Origin of the sequence: Streptomyces sp. SID10853, from assembly GCF_010548145.1 — a bacterium.
Classification (GTDB): domain Bacteria; phylum Actinomycetota; class Actinomycetes; order Streptomycetales; family Streptomycetaceae; genus Streptomyces.
The window spans coordinates 1-15,675 of the sequence record NZ_JAAGLN010000166.1; the positions used below are offsets into that span (position 1 = coordinate 1).

At 72.3% G+C, this 15,675-nt stretch carries 10 protein-coding genes; 4 read left to right on the plus strand and 6 right to left on the minus strand.

Translation table 11 applies throughout. The features are described 5' to 3' along the window. From G3I19_RS25670 to G3I19_RS25680, 3 genes are all read right to left on the minus strand, one after another. On the minus strand, positions 1 to 654 hold a 654-nt coding region (locus G3I19_RS25670; RefSeq protein ID WP_275402775.1), incomplete at its 3' end, for an FUSC family membrane protein. Between the two features lie 427 nt (positions 655 to 1,081). After that, the gene (locus G3I19_RS25675; protein ID WP_164266078.1) at positions 1,082 to 2,209 is read right to left on the minus strand and encodes a DUF2786 domain-containing protein; all 1,128 of its coding nucleotides are present in this window, start codon (positions 2,207 to 2,209) and stop codon (positions 1,082 to 1,084) included. Positions 2,210 to 2,314: 105 nt separating this feature from the next. Then, positions 2,315 to 3,226: an NADP-dependent oxidoreductase gene (locus G3I19_RS25680; RefSeq protein ID WP_164266079.1), complete on the minus strand. Its 912-nt coding sequence runs from the start codon at positions 3,224 to 3,226 to the stop codon at positions 2,315 to 2,317. 248 nt (positions 3,227 to 3,474) lie between these two features. Between G3I19_RS25680 and G3I19_RS25685 the strand changes: the two genes are divergently transcribed. Next, a complete protein-coding gene (locus G3I19_RS25685; RefSeq protein ID WP_164266080.1) occupies positions 3,475 to 5,169 on the plus strand; it encodes a bifunctional 3'-5' exonuclease/DNA polymerase in 1,695 nt (564 codons plus the stop codon). A 221-nt stretch (positions 5,170 to 5,390) separates the two neighbouring features. Next, a complete protein-coding gene (locus G3I19_RS25690; protein WP_164266081.1) occupies positions 5,391 to 5,864 on the plus strand; it encodes a DNA starvation/stationary phase protection protein in 474 nt (157 codons plus the stop codon). 122 nt (positions 5,865 to 5,986) lie between these two features. Here the strand turns inward: G3I19_RS25690 and G3I19_RS25695 are convergent, their stop codons facing one another. Both G3I19_RS25695 and G3I19_RS25700 read right to left on the minus strand, forming a co-directional pair. After that, positions 5,987 to 7,630: a SpoIIE family protein phosphatase gene (locus tag G3I19_RS25695; RefSeq protein ID WP_239074827.1), complete on the minus strand. Its 1,644-nt coding sequence runs from the start codon at positions 7,628 to 7,630 to the stop codon at positions 5,987 to 5,989. A 262-nt stretch (positions 7,631 to 7,892) separates the two neighbouring features. Further along, on the minus strand, positions 7,893 to 10,643 hold the full coding sequence (locus tag G3I19_RS25700) for a glycoside hydrolase family 2 protein (protein ID WP_164266082.1): 2,751 nt from the start codon (positions 10,641 to 10,643) through the stop codon (positions 7,893 to 7,895). A gap of 346 nt (positions 10,644 to 10,989) precedes the next feature. On the opposite strand from G3I19_RS25700, the gene G3I19_RS36980 reads away from it, so the two are divergent. Further along, positions 10,990 to 11,442 carry a hypothetical protein gene (locus G3I19_RS36980; protein ID WP_203600180.1) on the plus strand — a complete coding sequence of 151 codons (453 nt, stop codon included), beginning with the start codon at positions 10,990 to 10,992 and terminating at the stop codon, positions 11,440 to 11,442. Between the two features lie 998 nt (positions 11,443 to 12,440). Here the strand turns inward: G3I19_RS36980 and G3I19_RS25710 are convergent. Then, entirely contained in the window at positions 12,441 to 14,396 is a 1,956-nt protein-coding gene (locus G3I19_RS25710; protein WP_164266083.1) for a glycoside hydrolase family 2 TIM barrel-domain containing protein, read from the minus strand. Positions 14,397 to 14,593: 197 nt separating this feature from the next. On the opposite strand from G3I19_RS25710, the gene G3I19_RS25715 reads away from it, so the two are divergent. Continuing rightward, positions 14,594 to 15,613: a LacI family DNA-binding transcriptional regulator gene (locus tag G3I19_RS25715; RefSeq protein ID WP_164266084.1), complete on the plus strand. Its 1,020-nt coding sequence runs from the start codon at positions 14,594 to 14,596 to the stop codon at positions 15,611 to 15,613. The last annotated feature ends 62 nt before the right edge of the window (positions 15,614 to 15,675 follow it).

Here is a 15,675-nt window from a genome sequence, read left to right on the forward strand (position 1 = left end):
CTCGCGGCGGGTGACGGCGGCGGCGCTGCGGGCCGTCACGAAGGGCTCCGGGTCGAAGGGCGCGATCGGGTCCTGGCGCAGCCTGCGGGCGTAGTCGGCCTCGGCGGCCAGCGCGTCGGCGAGTGCGTCGCGCTGGGCGCCCCATCGGCGGACCGGGAAGAGGACGATCAGCCCGGCCTGGACGACCGCACCGCAGGCGATGATCGCGGCGTGGCCGGCGGCGGCCGGGACCGAGGTGGGCAGGGTGACGGTCACCAGCATCATCGCGACGTTGGAGGCGGCGATGACGCCCGCGGTGGGCCCGACGGCCCAGGCCAGGCCGGCCACGAACGCCCAGACCGCGATCAGCGCCATGAACAGCGTGGTGTGCACCCCGGAGAGGTAGCCGAGGAAGGTCGAAACGGCCAGCGTCCCGCCGGAGACCAGCGCGAGGACGGGCCGGGCGCGCCAGCTGCGCTGGAAGCTGGCGATGGCGGCCTGGTAGGCGCCGAAGGCGGAGCTGGCGGCGACGGCTGGACCGAAGATGTCGAGGCTGAGCAGGACGACCAGGGCGAGGCCCGCGGCGCCGCGGAAGGCGATGAGCGGTTCCAGGCGCCGCCGTTCGATCCTCAGCCCGGAGCGGGCGGTCGCGTTCAGGGCCCGGAGCCAGCTCATGGGTCAGAGCGTAGCCGGATACCGGGGCATATCGGGCGCAGGGAAGGGAGGTGCGGTGTGCGTACGGGCGGGGGCAGCCCCGCCGGGCGGTGGGACTTGTCGGCGGTGGACTTGTCGCGGTGGGACCTGTCGCGGTGGGACCTGTCGGCGGCGGTGGGCACCGCCGGGCCATGGGCCTTGCGGGCGCGGGCACCGCCGGGCCATGGGCCTCGTGGCTCAGCCCCGCCTGGTCGTAGCTACCGCGGGGGCAGGCCCCCGGGCCCGTGGACCCCGTAGGCTCCGGCCCGCCGGGTCGCAGCCACCGCGCCTCAGGCCCTCCAGGCGTAGCCCTCGCGGGGTCAGGTCCTCCAGGCGTAACCCCCGCAGGGTCGGCCCTCCACGCGTAACCCCCGCAAGGTCAGGCCCTCCACGCGTAGCCCCCGCAAGGTCAGGTCCTTCGCCCGGCCGCCGGTCCCAGTCCTGCCGCGTCCGCCGCCGCCGTGCCGTCCAGCCAGCCCGCCTCGTCCGTCACGCCCCGCACCCGGCTCACGGTCGTCCGCGGGAACATCCGGTCCGCCTCCGACACCACCGCCACATCCCGCTCCGCGAGCACCGGCAGGAGTGAGCCGGCCGACTCCGCCGTCACCTCCCGCGTGGTCCGTGCGAGCCGGTCGCCGAGCCTGGCCGCGTACGCCGCCAGGAACGACTGCCGGAAAGTCTTCGTCCGCTTGCGCCCGCCCGCGCGCTGCGCCGCCTCCGCGCGGGCCATCGCGGCCAGCCCCTGGACCAGGAGCGAGGCGTGGAGCAGTTCGACGACTTCCAGGTCGGGTTCGAAACCGACGATGGTGGAGAAGCCGAACGCGCTGTTCCAGACCGCGCGGCAGCGGTTCGCGGTGGCGACCGCGTCGAGCAGGACCGCCTTGGCCGTCTCGTACGGGGCGTCGACACCGATACGGCAGGCCGCGGGGGTGTCCGTCAGCTGCCCTTCGGCCGCGAGCCGCGCCTCGTCGATGCTGTGCCGGGCCATCAGCTCCTGCGCCTTCCCGCTGAGCGCCTCGGCCTCCGCCGCGTAGTCCGTCGCCTCGGCCTTGGCCAGCAGCGCACGGATCCTGCCGAGCGTCCGCGGCTCGGCATGGTGGTGCGGCGGCAGCAGCGGATCGGTGCCCGGCGCCGGACCCACCGGTTCGATGGCGGGCAGGCGCAGCAGCAGCCGGTACAGCTCAAGAAGCGCGGTCGCGTACGAGAAGCGGTCGGCCTCCCAGGGCGGCGCGGCGGTCAGCGCGTCGAGCTGCGCCTGCCAGCGGGGCGGCAGACTCTTGTGGGCCCGCGCCTCCGTGGTGATCAGCGCGGCCAGCAGCCGGACGTGGTGGTCGGCGAGATCGCGCCGGACGAGCCGTGCGACATCGGCGGGCTGCCAGCCGCGGCCCCAGGCCCGGCGCAGGAACTCCTCGCCGCGCCGGCCCAGCTCCGCGTCGGCGGCCGGGTCGGCGGCGAGCAGCGAGGCCCCGGTGTCCAGGCCCGCGTCGCCGTCGCTGTAGAGCGCCGCGGCGAAGGCCCGGTCGGTCACCGATTCCATACGTTCTCCATGCGCCAAGGGTAGGTCCGGCCCTGCCCAGGCCCGCCGGGTGTCAGGCCGGGGGGAACTCCGTCCACAGCCTGTGGACAGAGTTCCCCGCGCGCCTCACACCTTCAGCACCAGCTTCCCCCGTACGTGGCCCTCCTCGCTCAGCGCCTGAGCCTGCCCGGCCTGCTCCAGCGGAAGCACCTTGGCCACCTCGACCCGCAGGGTGCCGTCCGCCGCCAGCCGGGCCTGCTCCGCCAGGATCGTCTCCGCGTCCTCCGCCACGGCGCCCCCGCTGAAGACCACGCCCAGCTCGGCCGCCGCCGGGTCGGCGATCGTGACGACGCGGTCCGTCGTACCGCCGCGCAGCTCGATCGCGTCCGGGAGCGCCCCCTTGCCTGCGACGTCGAAGACCGCGTCCACGCCCTGCGGGGCGACAGCGCGGACCCGCTCCACGAGCCCTTCGCCGTATGTCACGGGGGTCGCGCCGAGCACCCGCAGGAAGTCGTGGTTGGCCTCGGAAGCGGTGGCGACGACCGTCGCCCCGCGGGCCACCGCGAGCTGGACAGCGATCGAACCGACCGCACCCGCACCGCCGTTCACCAGCAACGTCTCACCGTTCTTGACGCCCAGCAGCCTCAGGACGCGCTCCGAGGTCTCACCGGCCACCGGCAGCGCGACCGCCGTCTCCCAGGAGAGCGCGTCGGGCTTGGGGGCGACCGTCTCGGCGAGGGCGTACGGCGCGTACGCGCCCGTGACGCTCCAGCCCACCACCTCGTCGCCCACCGCGACCCCGGTGACGCCGGCACCGGTCTCGTCCACCGTCCCGGCGACCTCCACCCCGGGGATCGCGGGCAGTGTGGTCGGGAACATGTCCTTGGTCCAGCCGCGGCGGATCTTGTAGTCGAGGGCGTTCACCCCGGCGGCGGCCACCTTCACCCTGACCTGGCCCGGACCCGCGTGCGGCTCGGGGGCCTCCTGGAGCCTGAGCACCTCGGGGCCGCCGAACTCCTCGTACACGATCGCTTCCATGGTGTCTCCTCCGTCAGTCGCTCGGTCACTCAGTCACCCGGTCACCCGGTCACCCGGTCACCCGGTCGCTCGGTTGCCGACCGCTGCCTCGGTCACGGCCGCAGGCGCCCGCTCTCCCGTGCAACACCGGAAGGGCCGGTGCTGCTTCCGTGTTCCGGGATCGATCACGGCCGTTTCCGGGCCGCCCGGTGTCCTGCGCGACCGCCGCCTCCGGCCGATTGTCAGTGGTGGCTGCAACACTCGATCGCATGGCCGAACGGTGGGGTCTGGCGGCGGCGGAGGGCGGCGGGGCACACCTCGCGCCACTCGGCGGCGACGGGCTGCCCGCGGGGGACGTGGCGTACGAGCCGGATCTGGTCGAGGCGGTGCGGGCCCGGCCGGATGTCGGGCGGTGGGTGTGGCGGTCGACGGCCGAGATCTATCCGCGGCTGCTCGCCGCGGGCGTGCGGGTCGAGCGGTGTTACGACATCGAGGACGCGGAGCTGCTGCTGCTCGGCCACGACGGGCGGTACGGCGAGCCACGCTCGGCGGCGGCCGCCTGGGCCCGCCTGCACCGGGCGCCGGTGCCGCCCGACCCGCGCCCTCGATCCGCCGAGCCGGGCGCACAGTCCTCCCTCTTCGAACCGGCCCCCGTACAGATGGAGTTCGGCGCCCTCCTCGAGGTGTACGCGGACCAGCTCACCCGGTACGGGACCACCACCCACCCGGACCGGATGCGGCTGCTGACCGCGTCGGAGTCGGCGGGGATGCTGGTGGCGGCCGAGATGCACCGGGACGGGCTGCCATGGCGGGCCGATGTGCACCGGGCGGTCCTGGACGAGCTGCTCGGCGAGCGGTATGCGGGCGGTGGCGAGCCGCGCCGGATGGCGGAGCTGGCGGACGAGGTGTCGGCGGCCTTCGGACGCCGGGTCAGACCGGAGCTGGCCGCCGACGTCATCAAGGCGTTCGCGCAGTCCGGGATCCGGGTGAAGTCGACCCGCCGCTGGGAGATCGAGGGAATCGCGCATCCGGCGGTGCGACCCCTGCTCCAGTACAAGAAGCTCTACCGGATCTGGACGGCCAACGGCTGGTCCTGGCTCCAGGACTGGGTACGGGACGGCCGGTTCCGCCCCGAGTACCAGCCGGGCGGGACGGTCTCCGGGCGCTGGACCACCAATGGCGGCGGGGCGCTCCAGATCCCGAAGGTGATCCGGCGGGCGGTCGTCGCGGACGAGGGCTGGCGTCTGGTGGTGGCCGACGCCGCCCAGATGGAGCCCCGGGTGCTGGCGGCGGTCTCCCGCGACCGGGGGCTGATGGAGGTGGCCGGACACGACGGGGATCTGTACACGGCCCTCTCCGACCGGGCGTTCAGCGGCGACCGCGCCCACGCCAAGCTCGCGCTCCTCGGCGCGGTCTACGGCCAGACGTCGGGGGACGGCCTGAAGAACCTCGCGGCACTGCGGCGGCGCTTCCCCGACGCCGTGGCCTATGTCGACGAGGCGGCGAAGGCGGGCGAGGAGGGGCGGCTCGTACGGACCTGGCTGGGGCGCACCAGCCCGCCGGCGGCCGGGGCCGAGGACAGCGACGAAGCGGGAATCCCGCAGGAGGACCCGCCGCACGGCCGGTTCCCCGAGGCCGGGCCTTCGAGCGGCCCCCGCTCGTCGGACGCGCGTGCCTGGGGCCGGTTCACGCGGAACTTCGTGGTCCAGGGCAGCGCGGCCGACTGGGCGCTGCTGATGCTGGCCGCGCTGCGCCAGGCCCTGCACACCGGGGGGCTCCGCGCCGAGCTGGTCTTCTTCCAGCACGACGAGGTGATCGTGCACTGCCCGCGCGACGAGGCACCCCAGGTGGTCGAGGCGATCCGCGCGGCCGGTGAGCTGGCCGGCCGGATCGCCTTCGGGGAGACACCGGTCCGGTTCCCGTTCACCACGGCTGTGGTCGAGTGCTACGCGGACGCGAAGTGACGGGCCGGACGACGGGTCCGACGACGGGCCGGACGGCGGGTCCGACGACGGGTCCTACGACGGGTTCGCACCGCGAAGACTGCCCTCCGGGTCATCGGGTACGCGGAGGGAGCGGACGAACAAGCCCGCACAGCACAGCGAATCGAAGCAAGCGAAACAGACGAAAACGAAAACAAAGCCGAGAACGAGCACGAAGACGAAGACGTAAGGAGTGCACGCAGATGACTGCCACGCTGAAGAGCACCCTGCCCGACGCGGCACGCGAGACCACCGGGAACGCGCTCCAGGGCGCCCTGGTCGACCTGCTCGGCCTCTCCCTCCTCGCGAAGCAGGTGCACTGGAACGTGGTGGGGCCGCGCTTCCGCTCCATCCACCTCCAGCTCGACGAGGTGGTCACCACCGCCCGCGACTTCGCGGACACCGTCGCCGAACGGTCGTCCGCGATCGGCGTACCGCCCGACGGGCGTATCGCAGCCCTGGCCAAGACCAGTGAGCTGCCGGAGCCGGCGACCGGCTGGATCCCCGACGACGACGTCGTGGAGCTGCTGGTGGAGGCCCTGGGCGGTGCGATCACCCGGCTGCGCGGCGCCATCGCGGCGACGGACGAGGCGGACCCGGTGACCCAGGATCTGCTGATCGGGCTGACCGCCGAACTGGAGAAGCAGCGCTGGATGTTCCAGGCGGAGAACGTCTGAACGTCTGAACCGCCTCCGGCGCGACTGACCACGCAAGACGGGCCGAGCCCACGCCCCAAGCCCACGCCCAGGACCGGCGAGAACCGGCCAGGACCGGCCAGGACCGGCCAGGACCGGCCAGGCTAAGGCTTCGCTCTCCCGGACCGGATCCGGGACGCGAGGACCGCGATGTCGTCCGTGGCGTCCCGGCCGAACCGGTCGAGTACGTCGTCGAGAAGACCCTCCAGGGTCCCGCCGACCGGAAGCCGCAGGCTTGCCAGCCGGCCGACGGACACATCGATGTCCTCGTCCCGGCGCTCCACCAGACCGTCCGTGTACATGAACAGGACGGTTCCGGGACCGCAGGGCAGCGAGACGCTCTCATAGCCGCCGAGCCCGGTGCCGAGCGGCGGTCCGACCGGGATCCCGGCGACCACGGCACCCGTATCGCGGTCGATGAACACCGGCGGCAGATGACCGGCGCTCGCCACCTGGCACTCCCCCCGGAAGCGGTCCACGATGGCCAGCAGACAGGTGGCGGCCCGGTCGATGCCCGCCTTCTCCACCATCAGATCGAGCCGCTCCAGGATGAGGTGCGGCGGCAGGTCGTCCTGGGCCAGGAGCCGCACCATCGAGCGGTAGTGGCTCATCGCGACGGCCGCCTCGACACCGTGCCCCATCACATCGCCCATGACCTTCAGATGGCGGGCGTCCGACAGGGGTACGACGTCGAACCAGTCGCCGCCGACCTCCGCCCCTTGGCCGACCGGCAGGTAGCGGGTGGCGACCTCGACGTGCGGATGCGGTTTGCGCGGCTCGGAGAGCAGGGCGCGCTGGAGCTCCAGCGCGATGCCGTGCTCACGCGTGTAGCGGCGGGCGTGGTCCAGATCGACGGCGGCCCGGACCGCCAGTTCCCTGGCGACCACCACGTCCTGCTCGGTGAAGGCGGGCGAGTCACCGGCCCGTACGAGCGCCAGGCAGCCCAGCGGGCGCCCCCGGGCGGTCAGCGGCACCACACAAGTGGAGTGGAAGCCGAGCGCGCGGTAGACCGCGACCCGCTCGGGGGTGGGGGCGGACGCGCTCAGCTGGTCGTCGGTGGTGAGGTTCTGCAGCACCGGCTGGTTCGTCGCCAGGCAGTGCGCGATGTTTCCGTCCTCCTGGTAATCGGCGTAGTACCCCGGTTCCCCGAACTGCCGTACCGCCTCCGCGAGATCGGGTACGGCCGCCATACCGGCCCGGCGCAGCCGGACCACCCCGGCGGGCGCGGGCCGTACCCGGGTGCCGATGTCCGGTGCGAATACCTCGACGCTCGCCACATCGGCGAGTTCGGGGACCACGAAGTCGGCCAGCTCACTGCAGGTGGTGTTCAGGTCAAGCGTGGTGCCGATCAGGTTCGCCGCCGTGTCCAGCATCGACAGATGCCTGCTGACCCTCTCGTACTCCGCGTGCCTGCGGCGCGGCGCCGGCACCTCCACCATGATCAGCACGAGCCCCCGGACCTCGCCGTCCTGCTCGACGCGGTGGCAGGCGCCCTGCCAGAACCGCGGTCCCGGATGGTCCGACGACGGCGTACGGCCGCTGGACGTCGGCTCACGGGGCCGGCCGTCGGCCAGCACCTCACGCAGGATGTCCGTCGGTACGTTCAGCTCCGGAAGCAGTTCGGTGACGGTACGGCCGAGATGGTCCGCGGCCGGGATGCCGTTCATCCGTTCGAGCGCCGGGTTGACGTACAGATAGCGCAGCTCCGTGTCGAGTACGCAGATACCCGCTGGGGTGCCCGCGAACAGCGGTCCGAGGCCATCAAGGCCCGGCGGGAGCGGAACATCCGGCGCATCGGCGCACACAGGTCCTCCAGGGGCGGGACGGCGATCGCCCTGCCTCCATGGTCGGCCGCCCGGGCCCCGCCCGCATCCGCCGGGACCCGACGGCCCTGCCGGAAGGGGGCGGCCGGGCCGTCCCGGACGACGGAGCGGCCGGGTCCCTGAGGGCGGGAGGCGCGGCCGGGGCGGCCGGGGCCCTCGGCGGGCCGGTCGGGCCGACCGGGTCCGCTCAGGCCGGTTCCACCGCGAACAGCGCCGCGCGCACCGCACGGACCTCCGCCCCGCCATCCGACAGGCCCGGATCCGACAGGTCCGGATCCGACAGCCCCGGATCCGACAGGTCCGGGGCATCCCAGCCGCGCACCCCGATGGTGGCGCTCTCACCCGGCAGCAGGGTCAGCAGGCCGCGGTCGGCGACGGCCGCGGGAGCCAGCCGGTCGGCCTGGAGCAGCAGATCGCGCAGCAGGGTCCGCGCGGTGACCACGACGTCCACCCGGCCGCCTCCCTCCCGCCGGACCACCTCCACGTCGAACTCGGGCGCCGGATAGGCGAAGGCCATGTCACGTACGGGAAAGTGCCACGCCCGTACGCCACCGGAACCAGAACCGGAACCGGAACCAACAAGGCCAGCACCATCACCATCGGCATCGGCATCGGCATCGGCGACCAGGAACTCCTCCGCCGCCCCCGTCCCCGTCCCCGCGTCGGGGACCAGCGCGGCGGGCACCGCCGTGTGGCCGACCGCGCGGGCCGGGGCCGAAAGCTCCAGTACGGCCTCGGCCAGCACCTTCCCGCCCGCCGTCATCCGGCGCACCCGCAGCCCGGTGCACCACGGCCGGGCGGACTGGTTGACGGCGGCGATCCGCAGGCCGCCGTCCCCGGTCTGCACGGTCAGCAGCCGGTCGGCGTAGACCCGACGCAGCTCGTGGAAGAGCGGCTTGTACCGCCCGTCGCCGTCGATCGCGGACCAGGAGGTCACCGGCCAGCAGTCGTTGAGCTGCCAGACGACGGTGCCCGCGCAGACCGGCCACTGGGCGCGCCAGTGCTCGATCCCGGTGGCGATGGCGCGGGCCTGGTTGACCTGGGTGAGGTAGTGCCAGCGGTCGAAGTCCGCCGGCACGGCGAAGTGCCGGGCCAGTCCGCGCTCCAGTTTGCCGTTGCCGCCGGCCGCCTTCTGGTGGTGGACCATCCCGGGTGAGTCCGCCGCGAGTTGCTCGCCGGGCAGCGCGCGGCGCAGGGTCGCGTACGCGGGCGGTGCCTGCCAGCCGAACTCGGCCGCGAACCGGGGCGACTGGTCCAGATAGTCGGTGTAGTCGGTGCGGTTCCAGACCTCCCAGGAGTGCGAGGTGCCGTGCGCGGGGTCGTTGGGGTGGTGGTCCCAGGAGCCCGACCAGGGGCTGCCCGCCGTGTAGGGCCGGGTCGGGTCGGTCTCGGCGACGATGCGCGGCAGCAGCCCGAGGTAGTACCCCTCGCCCCAGGAGTCACCCGCCAGTTCCTCCTCCCACTGCCAGTCGCGGAAGCCCCAGAGGTTCTCGTTGTTTCCGTTCCACAGGACCAGCGAGGCGTGCGGCATCAGCCGGGTGACGTTCTCCCTGGCCTCGGCCTCCACCTCGGAGCGCAGCGGCTGCTCCTCGGGGTAGGCGGCACAGGCGAAGAGGAAGTCCTGCCAGACCATCAGGCCCAGCTCGTCGCAGATGTCGTAGAAGGCGTCCGACTCGTATATCCCGCCGCCCCAGACTCTGACCAGGTCGACGCCCGCCTCGGTGGCCTGGGTGAGGCGGGTGCGGTACCGCTCGGGGGTGATGCGGGAAGGGAACACGTCGTCGGGGATCCAGTTGACGCCGCGCGCGAAGATCCGCTCGCCGTTGACGACCAGGGTGAATCCGGTGCCGTGCTCGTCGGCGGAGGTGTCGAGGGCGACGGTACGGAAACCGATCCGGCGCGACCAGTTGTCGAGTGCGGCGCCGCTCTCGTCGCGCAGCACCACCTCGCAGTCGTACAACGGCTGTCCGCCGTATCCGCGCGGCCACCAGAGCGCGGCGCCGGGCACCTCGGCCGTGACCGTGGCGCGCGTACCGTCGAAGGTGACGGACGCACGGGCGGGCGCGGCAGCGTCGGCGGAGGCAGAGGCAGAGGCAGCGTCGGCGGAGGCAGTGTCGGCGGAGGCAGAGGCAGAAACGGAGGCAGAGGCGGAGGCGAAGGGGCCGCCGGTGACGCGCAGTTCAGCGGTGAGCGGCCGGCCGGTGCCGGACGCCGTGCGCTCCACCTGGATCCGCGCCTCGACCCGGCCGGTGCCCGTGTCGACGGTGACCAGCGGGCGTACGTCCGAGAGACGGGCGGTCGACCAGCGCTCGACGCGCACCGGCTTCCAGATGCCCGCGGTGACGAGCGTCGGCCCCCAGTCCCAGCCGAAGGAGCAGGCCATCTTACGGATGTACTGGAAGGGCTCCGGATACGAGTTGGGGCGCTCCCCCACCTGCGCGCGGACCGCTTCGGCCTCGGTGTAGGCGGAGGTGAAGAGCACGGAGAGCGGGATTCCGCCGCCGTCGGCACCACCGCTGTCATCGCTGTCATCGCTGTCACCGGCACCACCGAGGACGGCATCACCCCCGGCGGCACCGCTAATGGCATCCCTGGCGGGACCGCTGACGTCGAAGCGGTACCCGCGATGCATGTTGCGGGTCCGGCCGACGACCTCGCCACCGAGCGTGACCGTGGCCGCCGTGTCGAGCCCGTCGAAGACCAGATCGGTACGTTCATGGGCGGCGCCGCACGGCGGAAGCGGCGGGAGCACCGTGTCGTACTGCCAGTCGGCCCGGCCCACCCACGCCACGTCCTCCTCGTTACGGGAGAGGAACGGGTCCGGGATCACCCCGGCGGCCAGCAGATCGGTGTGCACACAGCCGGGCACCCGGGCGGGAAGCGCGGCCGACTCGTGCCGCAGTGTCCAGCCGGCGGTCAGGGGGACGACGTCCTTCATACGGGAAGCTCCGTTCGCGGCAATCCAGGACCTGATCCAGACAACGTTGTCCAGCCTATGCGGAGCGGCGCGCGGCCCCGCTGGAGAGCATCGGCCGGAAGCCGAGAGCAGCGGTGAGGACGCGGTGATCACGGCCGTACCGGAAGCCCCGAGCAAGGCGGCTGGGCCCCGTCCCAGCCCAATGCCGTTGCTTTTACCTGAGGTGACGCACGGGGAAGCGACGGAGGCCCGGTTGGGCGTCCCCAACCGGGCCTCCGTGGCCCCGGTGTCCTAGCGCAGCCGCCAGCTGCAAAGTAGGTCGGCCCGGACAAGGAGCACACCCCTGCACCTGCTCCAGTCCGCGCTCGTGCACGTCAACACCCTGCTGGTGCAGCAGGGTGTGGCCGAAGCCGAACCGGTCTGGGCGAAGCCGCTGAGCGACGAGGACCGGTGCGGCCTGACCGCGCTCTTCTGGTCGAACGTCAACCCGTACAGCACATTCCGGCTGGACATGGACCAGCACCTCGACCTGGGCGCACTCACTCACCCCGCAGAAAGCCGATCCCCGGCAGCTCCTTCAGAAGCGAGCCCCGATGACCGTGAGCCAGCTGCGGTCGGTTTCGCAGTCGCGGTCGCCTCGCCCGAAGCATTGATTGCGCTCAAGGTTTCGGAGCTGCACCTGCTGTTTCCCGTCCACGTCTCGCGTGGTGACCTCCCACCGCTGCGCGAGGGTGTCGTCACATACCTCGGTGACGAAGTCGCCGCTGGATGTCTCCATAAGGCACGAATCGTCCAGGACGCTCTGCAGCCGCATGTCTGACAGATCGTCGCCCTGCGCCTTCCACAGCTGCCAGGGAGCTTCGAACGACTCGCAGTCATCCAAGTCGAGCGGGTAGCCGTAGCCATTGGATTGGATGCACTGGCCTGAGTCGACTGCAAGCTGGAAGTTCCCCTCGGGGGGCGCCTTGGCGGACGCCATCGAAGGTGCCGCGCCCAGTAGCAGGGCGCTGGTTGCCGCTGCTGCGATGATGAGAGGAGATCGCTTCACGCCCTGGCCCCCTCACTGGAGATCCTGTTCCCGGATGAGCCGACCACACCCCAGACGGTTGCTGCCACGATTGACCTCTCTGTTCTTGCACACCAGTCGCCTACAGAGCGGTGACTCCCCGTATTCATCTCTGGCATGTGTATGAGGCATCGCAACCATTCAAACGGGTGAAGGACGCCCCCGATGAGCGGCCGGTCGAGGGGCTGTGTCGCCCGCCCGACGGCGAGCACCTGCTGGACATCAGGAGGCACCTGACGTCGCAAGCTGGTCCGTTTTCGCGTGTCAGAGCCCGAGCAGAATCTGATCCTGGTCCCGCAATGATGCCGGCGAACGTTCGTGAGGTGTCCGGACCCGTCACTCAGGGCGGTGCCGGAGTGAGCACGGGTCTTCCTGCTCGTCGATGGATCTTGGCTTTGGGCCTGGTTGAGGACCCGGCGGCCCGGCTTGACCGGCCCCCGCTCGGCGCGGGTCCGCTGCACGGGCCACCGGTTGGGTTTCTTGATCGCGCGTGGGCAGTTCCTGTTTCGGCGTGCGGGGAGTAGGCGGCTGTGTGCCTCCCTGCTCGGCCGCAGTGAGGGAACTCGTGAGCTTGGCTCGGCCTTCCCGGGCGGCTCGGAGCCGGACGTCCTCGACTGGACGAGACATCGACAAGCACGAGCCGTCGAGAAGGTCCTCCTGGAGAGTGCCGAGGTGGTCGGACTGGAGCCGCACCACCACAGATCCGCGCCCGCCGTGGAGAAGGCGTGTGCGAAACCGGGCTACCGACTACGTCAGGCCCCCCGGTCGGCCCCGTCCCCCTCCTCAACCCCCGTGACGATCCCGCGGATCGTCTCCAGCGGCAGTTTGGGGGTGCCGTCCGGGAAGAGCAGGCCGTTCGTCTCCTGGGCCGTGTCCATGAACTGCGTGTAGCAGAACCCCGCGACCAGCGGGCTCCGTCGCAGCTCGCCGAAGAGTGTGCCGAGCAGTTCCGCGTACTGGGTGTCGGAGCTGGTCTGCGTGTAGAAGAAGTCGTTGTCGCCGCCCGCCAGCGAGAGGCCGCCGAACTCGGTGATCATCAGAGGCGCCGCGCCCGCTTCGTAGCGCTCGTTCTGCCGCTCGGAGAGCGAGATCACCCGGCCCTGCGGTCCCCCGCCCGCCAGCACCGCGGCGAACCCGGCGGCGTCTCCGTACCGCTCCCTCAGCAGGGCCGCGTCGCCGGTGTAGTCGTGCACTCCCAGGATGTCGCTGTCGGTGTGCTCCCAGCCCTCGTTGGACAGCACCGGACGTGTCGGGTCCACGGCCCGGGTCAGGGCGGCCAGGGCCATCGAGTACTGCTGCTGCGCCGGGTCGTGTGCGACATCGGACAGGCCCCAGCTCTCGTTGACCGGCACCCAGGTGACGATCGACGGGTGGCTGCGGTCCCGGCGGACCAGGTCCAGCCACTCACGGGTGAGCAGTTCGACGGCCTCCGTGCCGTACTCGTACGCGGCGCCGGTCTCACCCCAGACGAGCAGGCCGAGCCGGTCGGCCCAGTACAGGAACCTCGGGTCCTCGGCCTTCTGGTGGATACGGACCGCGTTGAAGCCCATCTCCTTGATCAGTTCGACCTCGCGGCGCAGTTCCGCGGTACCGCTGTTGGCGAGCAGGGTGCGGGGACGGTACCCCTGGTTGAGTACGGAACGTACGTAGTACGGGCGGTCGTTGAGCAGGAACGCGCCGCCTCCGACGCCTGCGCTGCGCAGGCCCAGATAGCTGTCCACCACGTCCAGCACGTCCAGCGCCTCCGCGGTGCCGGCGGCCGTCCCGGATGCTCCCGGGTCGCGCACGGTGACCCGGGCGTCCACCAGCGTGGGTGAGTCGGGGCTCCACCACAGGGCTTCCCGGTCGATGCCGTTGCGCAGGGCGGCTATCGCGATGTCGATCCGGGTGCGGCGGCCGGTGGTCACGGTGGAGGTCTCGGCCAGCACCCGGCCCCCGACGCTGAGCACGATGTCGACGGTGAGCGGCCGGAGCAGTGGCCGGGCCAGGGCGATCTCGGCCACGACCCCGTGCTGGGGGTCGGGGATCCAGGCGAGGTCGGTGATGTGCTGGGCGGGGACCGTCTCGGTCCAGACGCTCTGCCAGATGCCGGTGGTCCGCTCGTACCAGACGGCGTGCGGCCGCTCCTGCCAGTCCTGCTTGCCCCGGGGTACGGAGAGGTCGGCCGGGTCGTCCTCGGCCCGTACGACGAGTATGTGCTCGGCGGCGCCCGGCCGCATCGCGTCGGTCACATCGGCGGTGAACGGCGTCTGGCCGCCGGTGTGTTCGGCCACGAGCCGGCCGTCCAGCCAGACCCGGGCGCGGTGGTCGACCGCACCGAAGTGGATCAGCGTCCGGCCGCCGGGGGCAGACACCGCACCCGAGGACGGCGCCGCACCAGCGGCAGATATCGCGTCGGAGGCAGACAGCGCGCCGGCCGCCGGTGCGGTGTCTACTTCCGGGGCCAGCGTCTCGTGGGCGATGCGGCGGCGGTACCAGACGATCGGGTGCGGGGCGGTCTCGCCTATCCCTGAGGCGGGCGACTCGGGCGGGAAGGGGACCGTGATCTCGCGGTCGAATCCGCCGCCCGAGTGCCCGGAGAACCATGACTCACGCTCGCCCGCGTCGGCGTCGTCGTATCCGAACTCCCAGGTGCCGTCCAGGCTGTGCCACTGCTCACGGCACATGAGCGGCCTCGGATACGTGCCCTCCTGTTCACTCGCCCTCACGGCGCTCCTCCTTCTGCCTCACCGGCCACCGGGTTTCGTACAATCGAATTCCGCTCATCATGAGTGAACCTTTGCAACGATGCAAGGAATGCTCGGGCAGGGCTGCCCGGGGCGGGAGTGACGGAACGCAGGACTGTCCGCCGGCCGCCGCCGGCGGGCGACCGACCGAGAGGGAAGCGCCGGTGGGCAGGGTACGGATGCGGGACGTGGCCGAGCACGCCGGCGTGTCGGTGCGGACCGTGTCCAACGTGGTCAGCGGCTACACACACGTCAGCCCGGAGATGCGCGCCCGCGTGCAGCACTCCCTCGACGCGCTCGGCTACAAGATGGACTACCTGGCCCGCGGCCTGCGTTCGGGCCGCACCGGGTTCGTCGCGCTGGCCGTGCCCTATCTCGCCGAGCCCTACTTCGCCGAGCTCGCCCAGGCCGTCATCCGGGCCGCGGCCCGGCGCGGCATCACGGTGCTCGTCGAGTCGACGGAGGGCGACAGCGAGACGGAACGGCGCATCCTCTCGGGCGGACTGACCAATGTGGCCGACGGCGTCCTGTTCAGCGCCCTGACCCTGCCGGCCGCCGACGTGGCGGCCACCCCGCCGGACTTTCCGCTGGTCATGCTCGGTGAGCACGACGTCGGCGACCGCTTCCCGCGCGTCGGGATCGACAACGTGGCCGCCGCCCGCACCGCCGTCGAGCACCTCCTGGAACAGGGCTGCCGCCGTATCGTCGCGCTCGGCCGCAACGGCAGCGAGAACGGCCGCCAGCGCGCCGAAGGCTACCGGCAGGCCCTCTCGGCGGCCGGGGTGCGGCGGGTGAACTGGCTGGTCGCGCCCGTGAAGGACTGGAACAGGGCCCAGGGCCACGAGGCCGTGCGGCAGCTCCTGGAAGGCAGCGGCCCACTGCCGGACGCGATCTTCGCCTTCAACGACGCACTGGCCGTCGGCGCCCTGCACGCGCTGAACGCCTCCGGCGTCCGGGTGCCCGACGACGTCGCGCTGGCGAGCATCGACAACGTCCCGGAGTCGGCGTACACGCACCCGCCGCTCACCTCGGTCGCGCCCGACCTGGACGTGATCGCGGAACGCGCCCTCACCCTGCTCGACGAGCAGACCGGCCGGCAGCCGGCCGGCGAGAGCGCGGGGCCCGTGGTGGCACGGCGGGAGTCGACCCCCTTCCGGCTCGTCGTCCGCGCCTCCTCGCGGCGGCAGCACACCGACTGACCAGCGCCGCCCGATCCCGGCACCGAGCCGGGCGCGCCCACGCCGCTGGGCCCCGGCGCGGA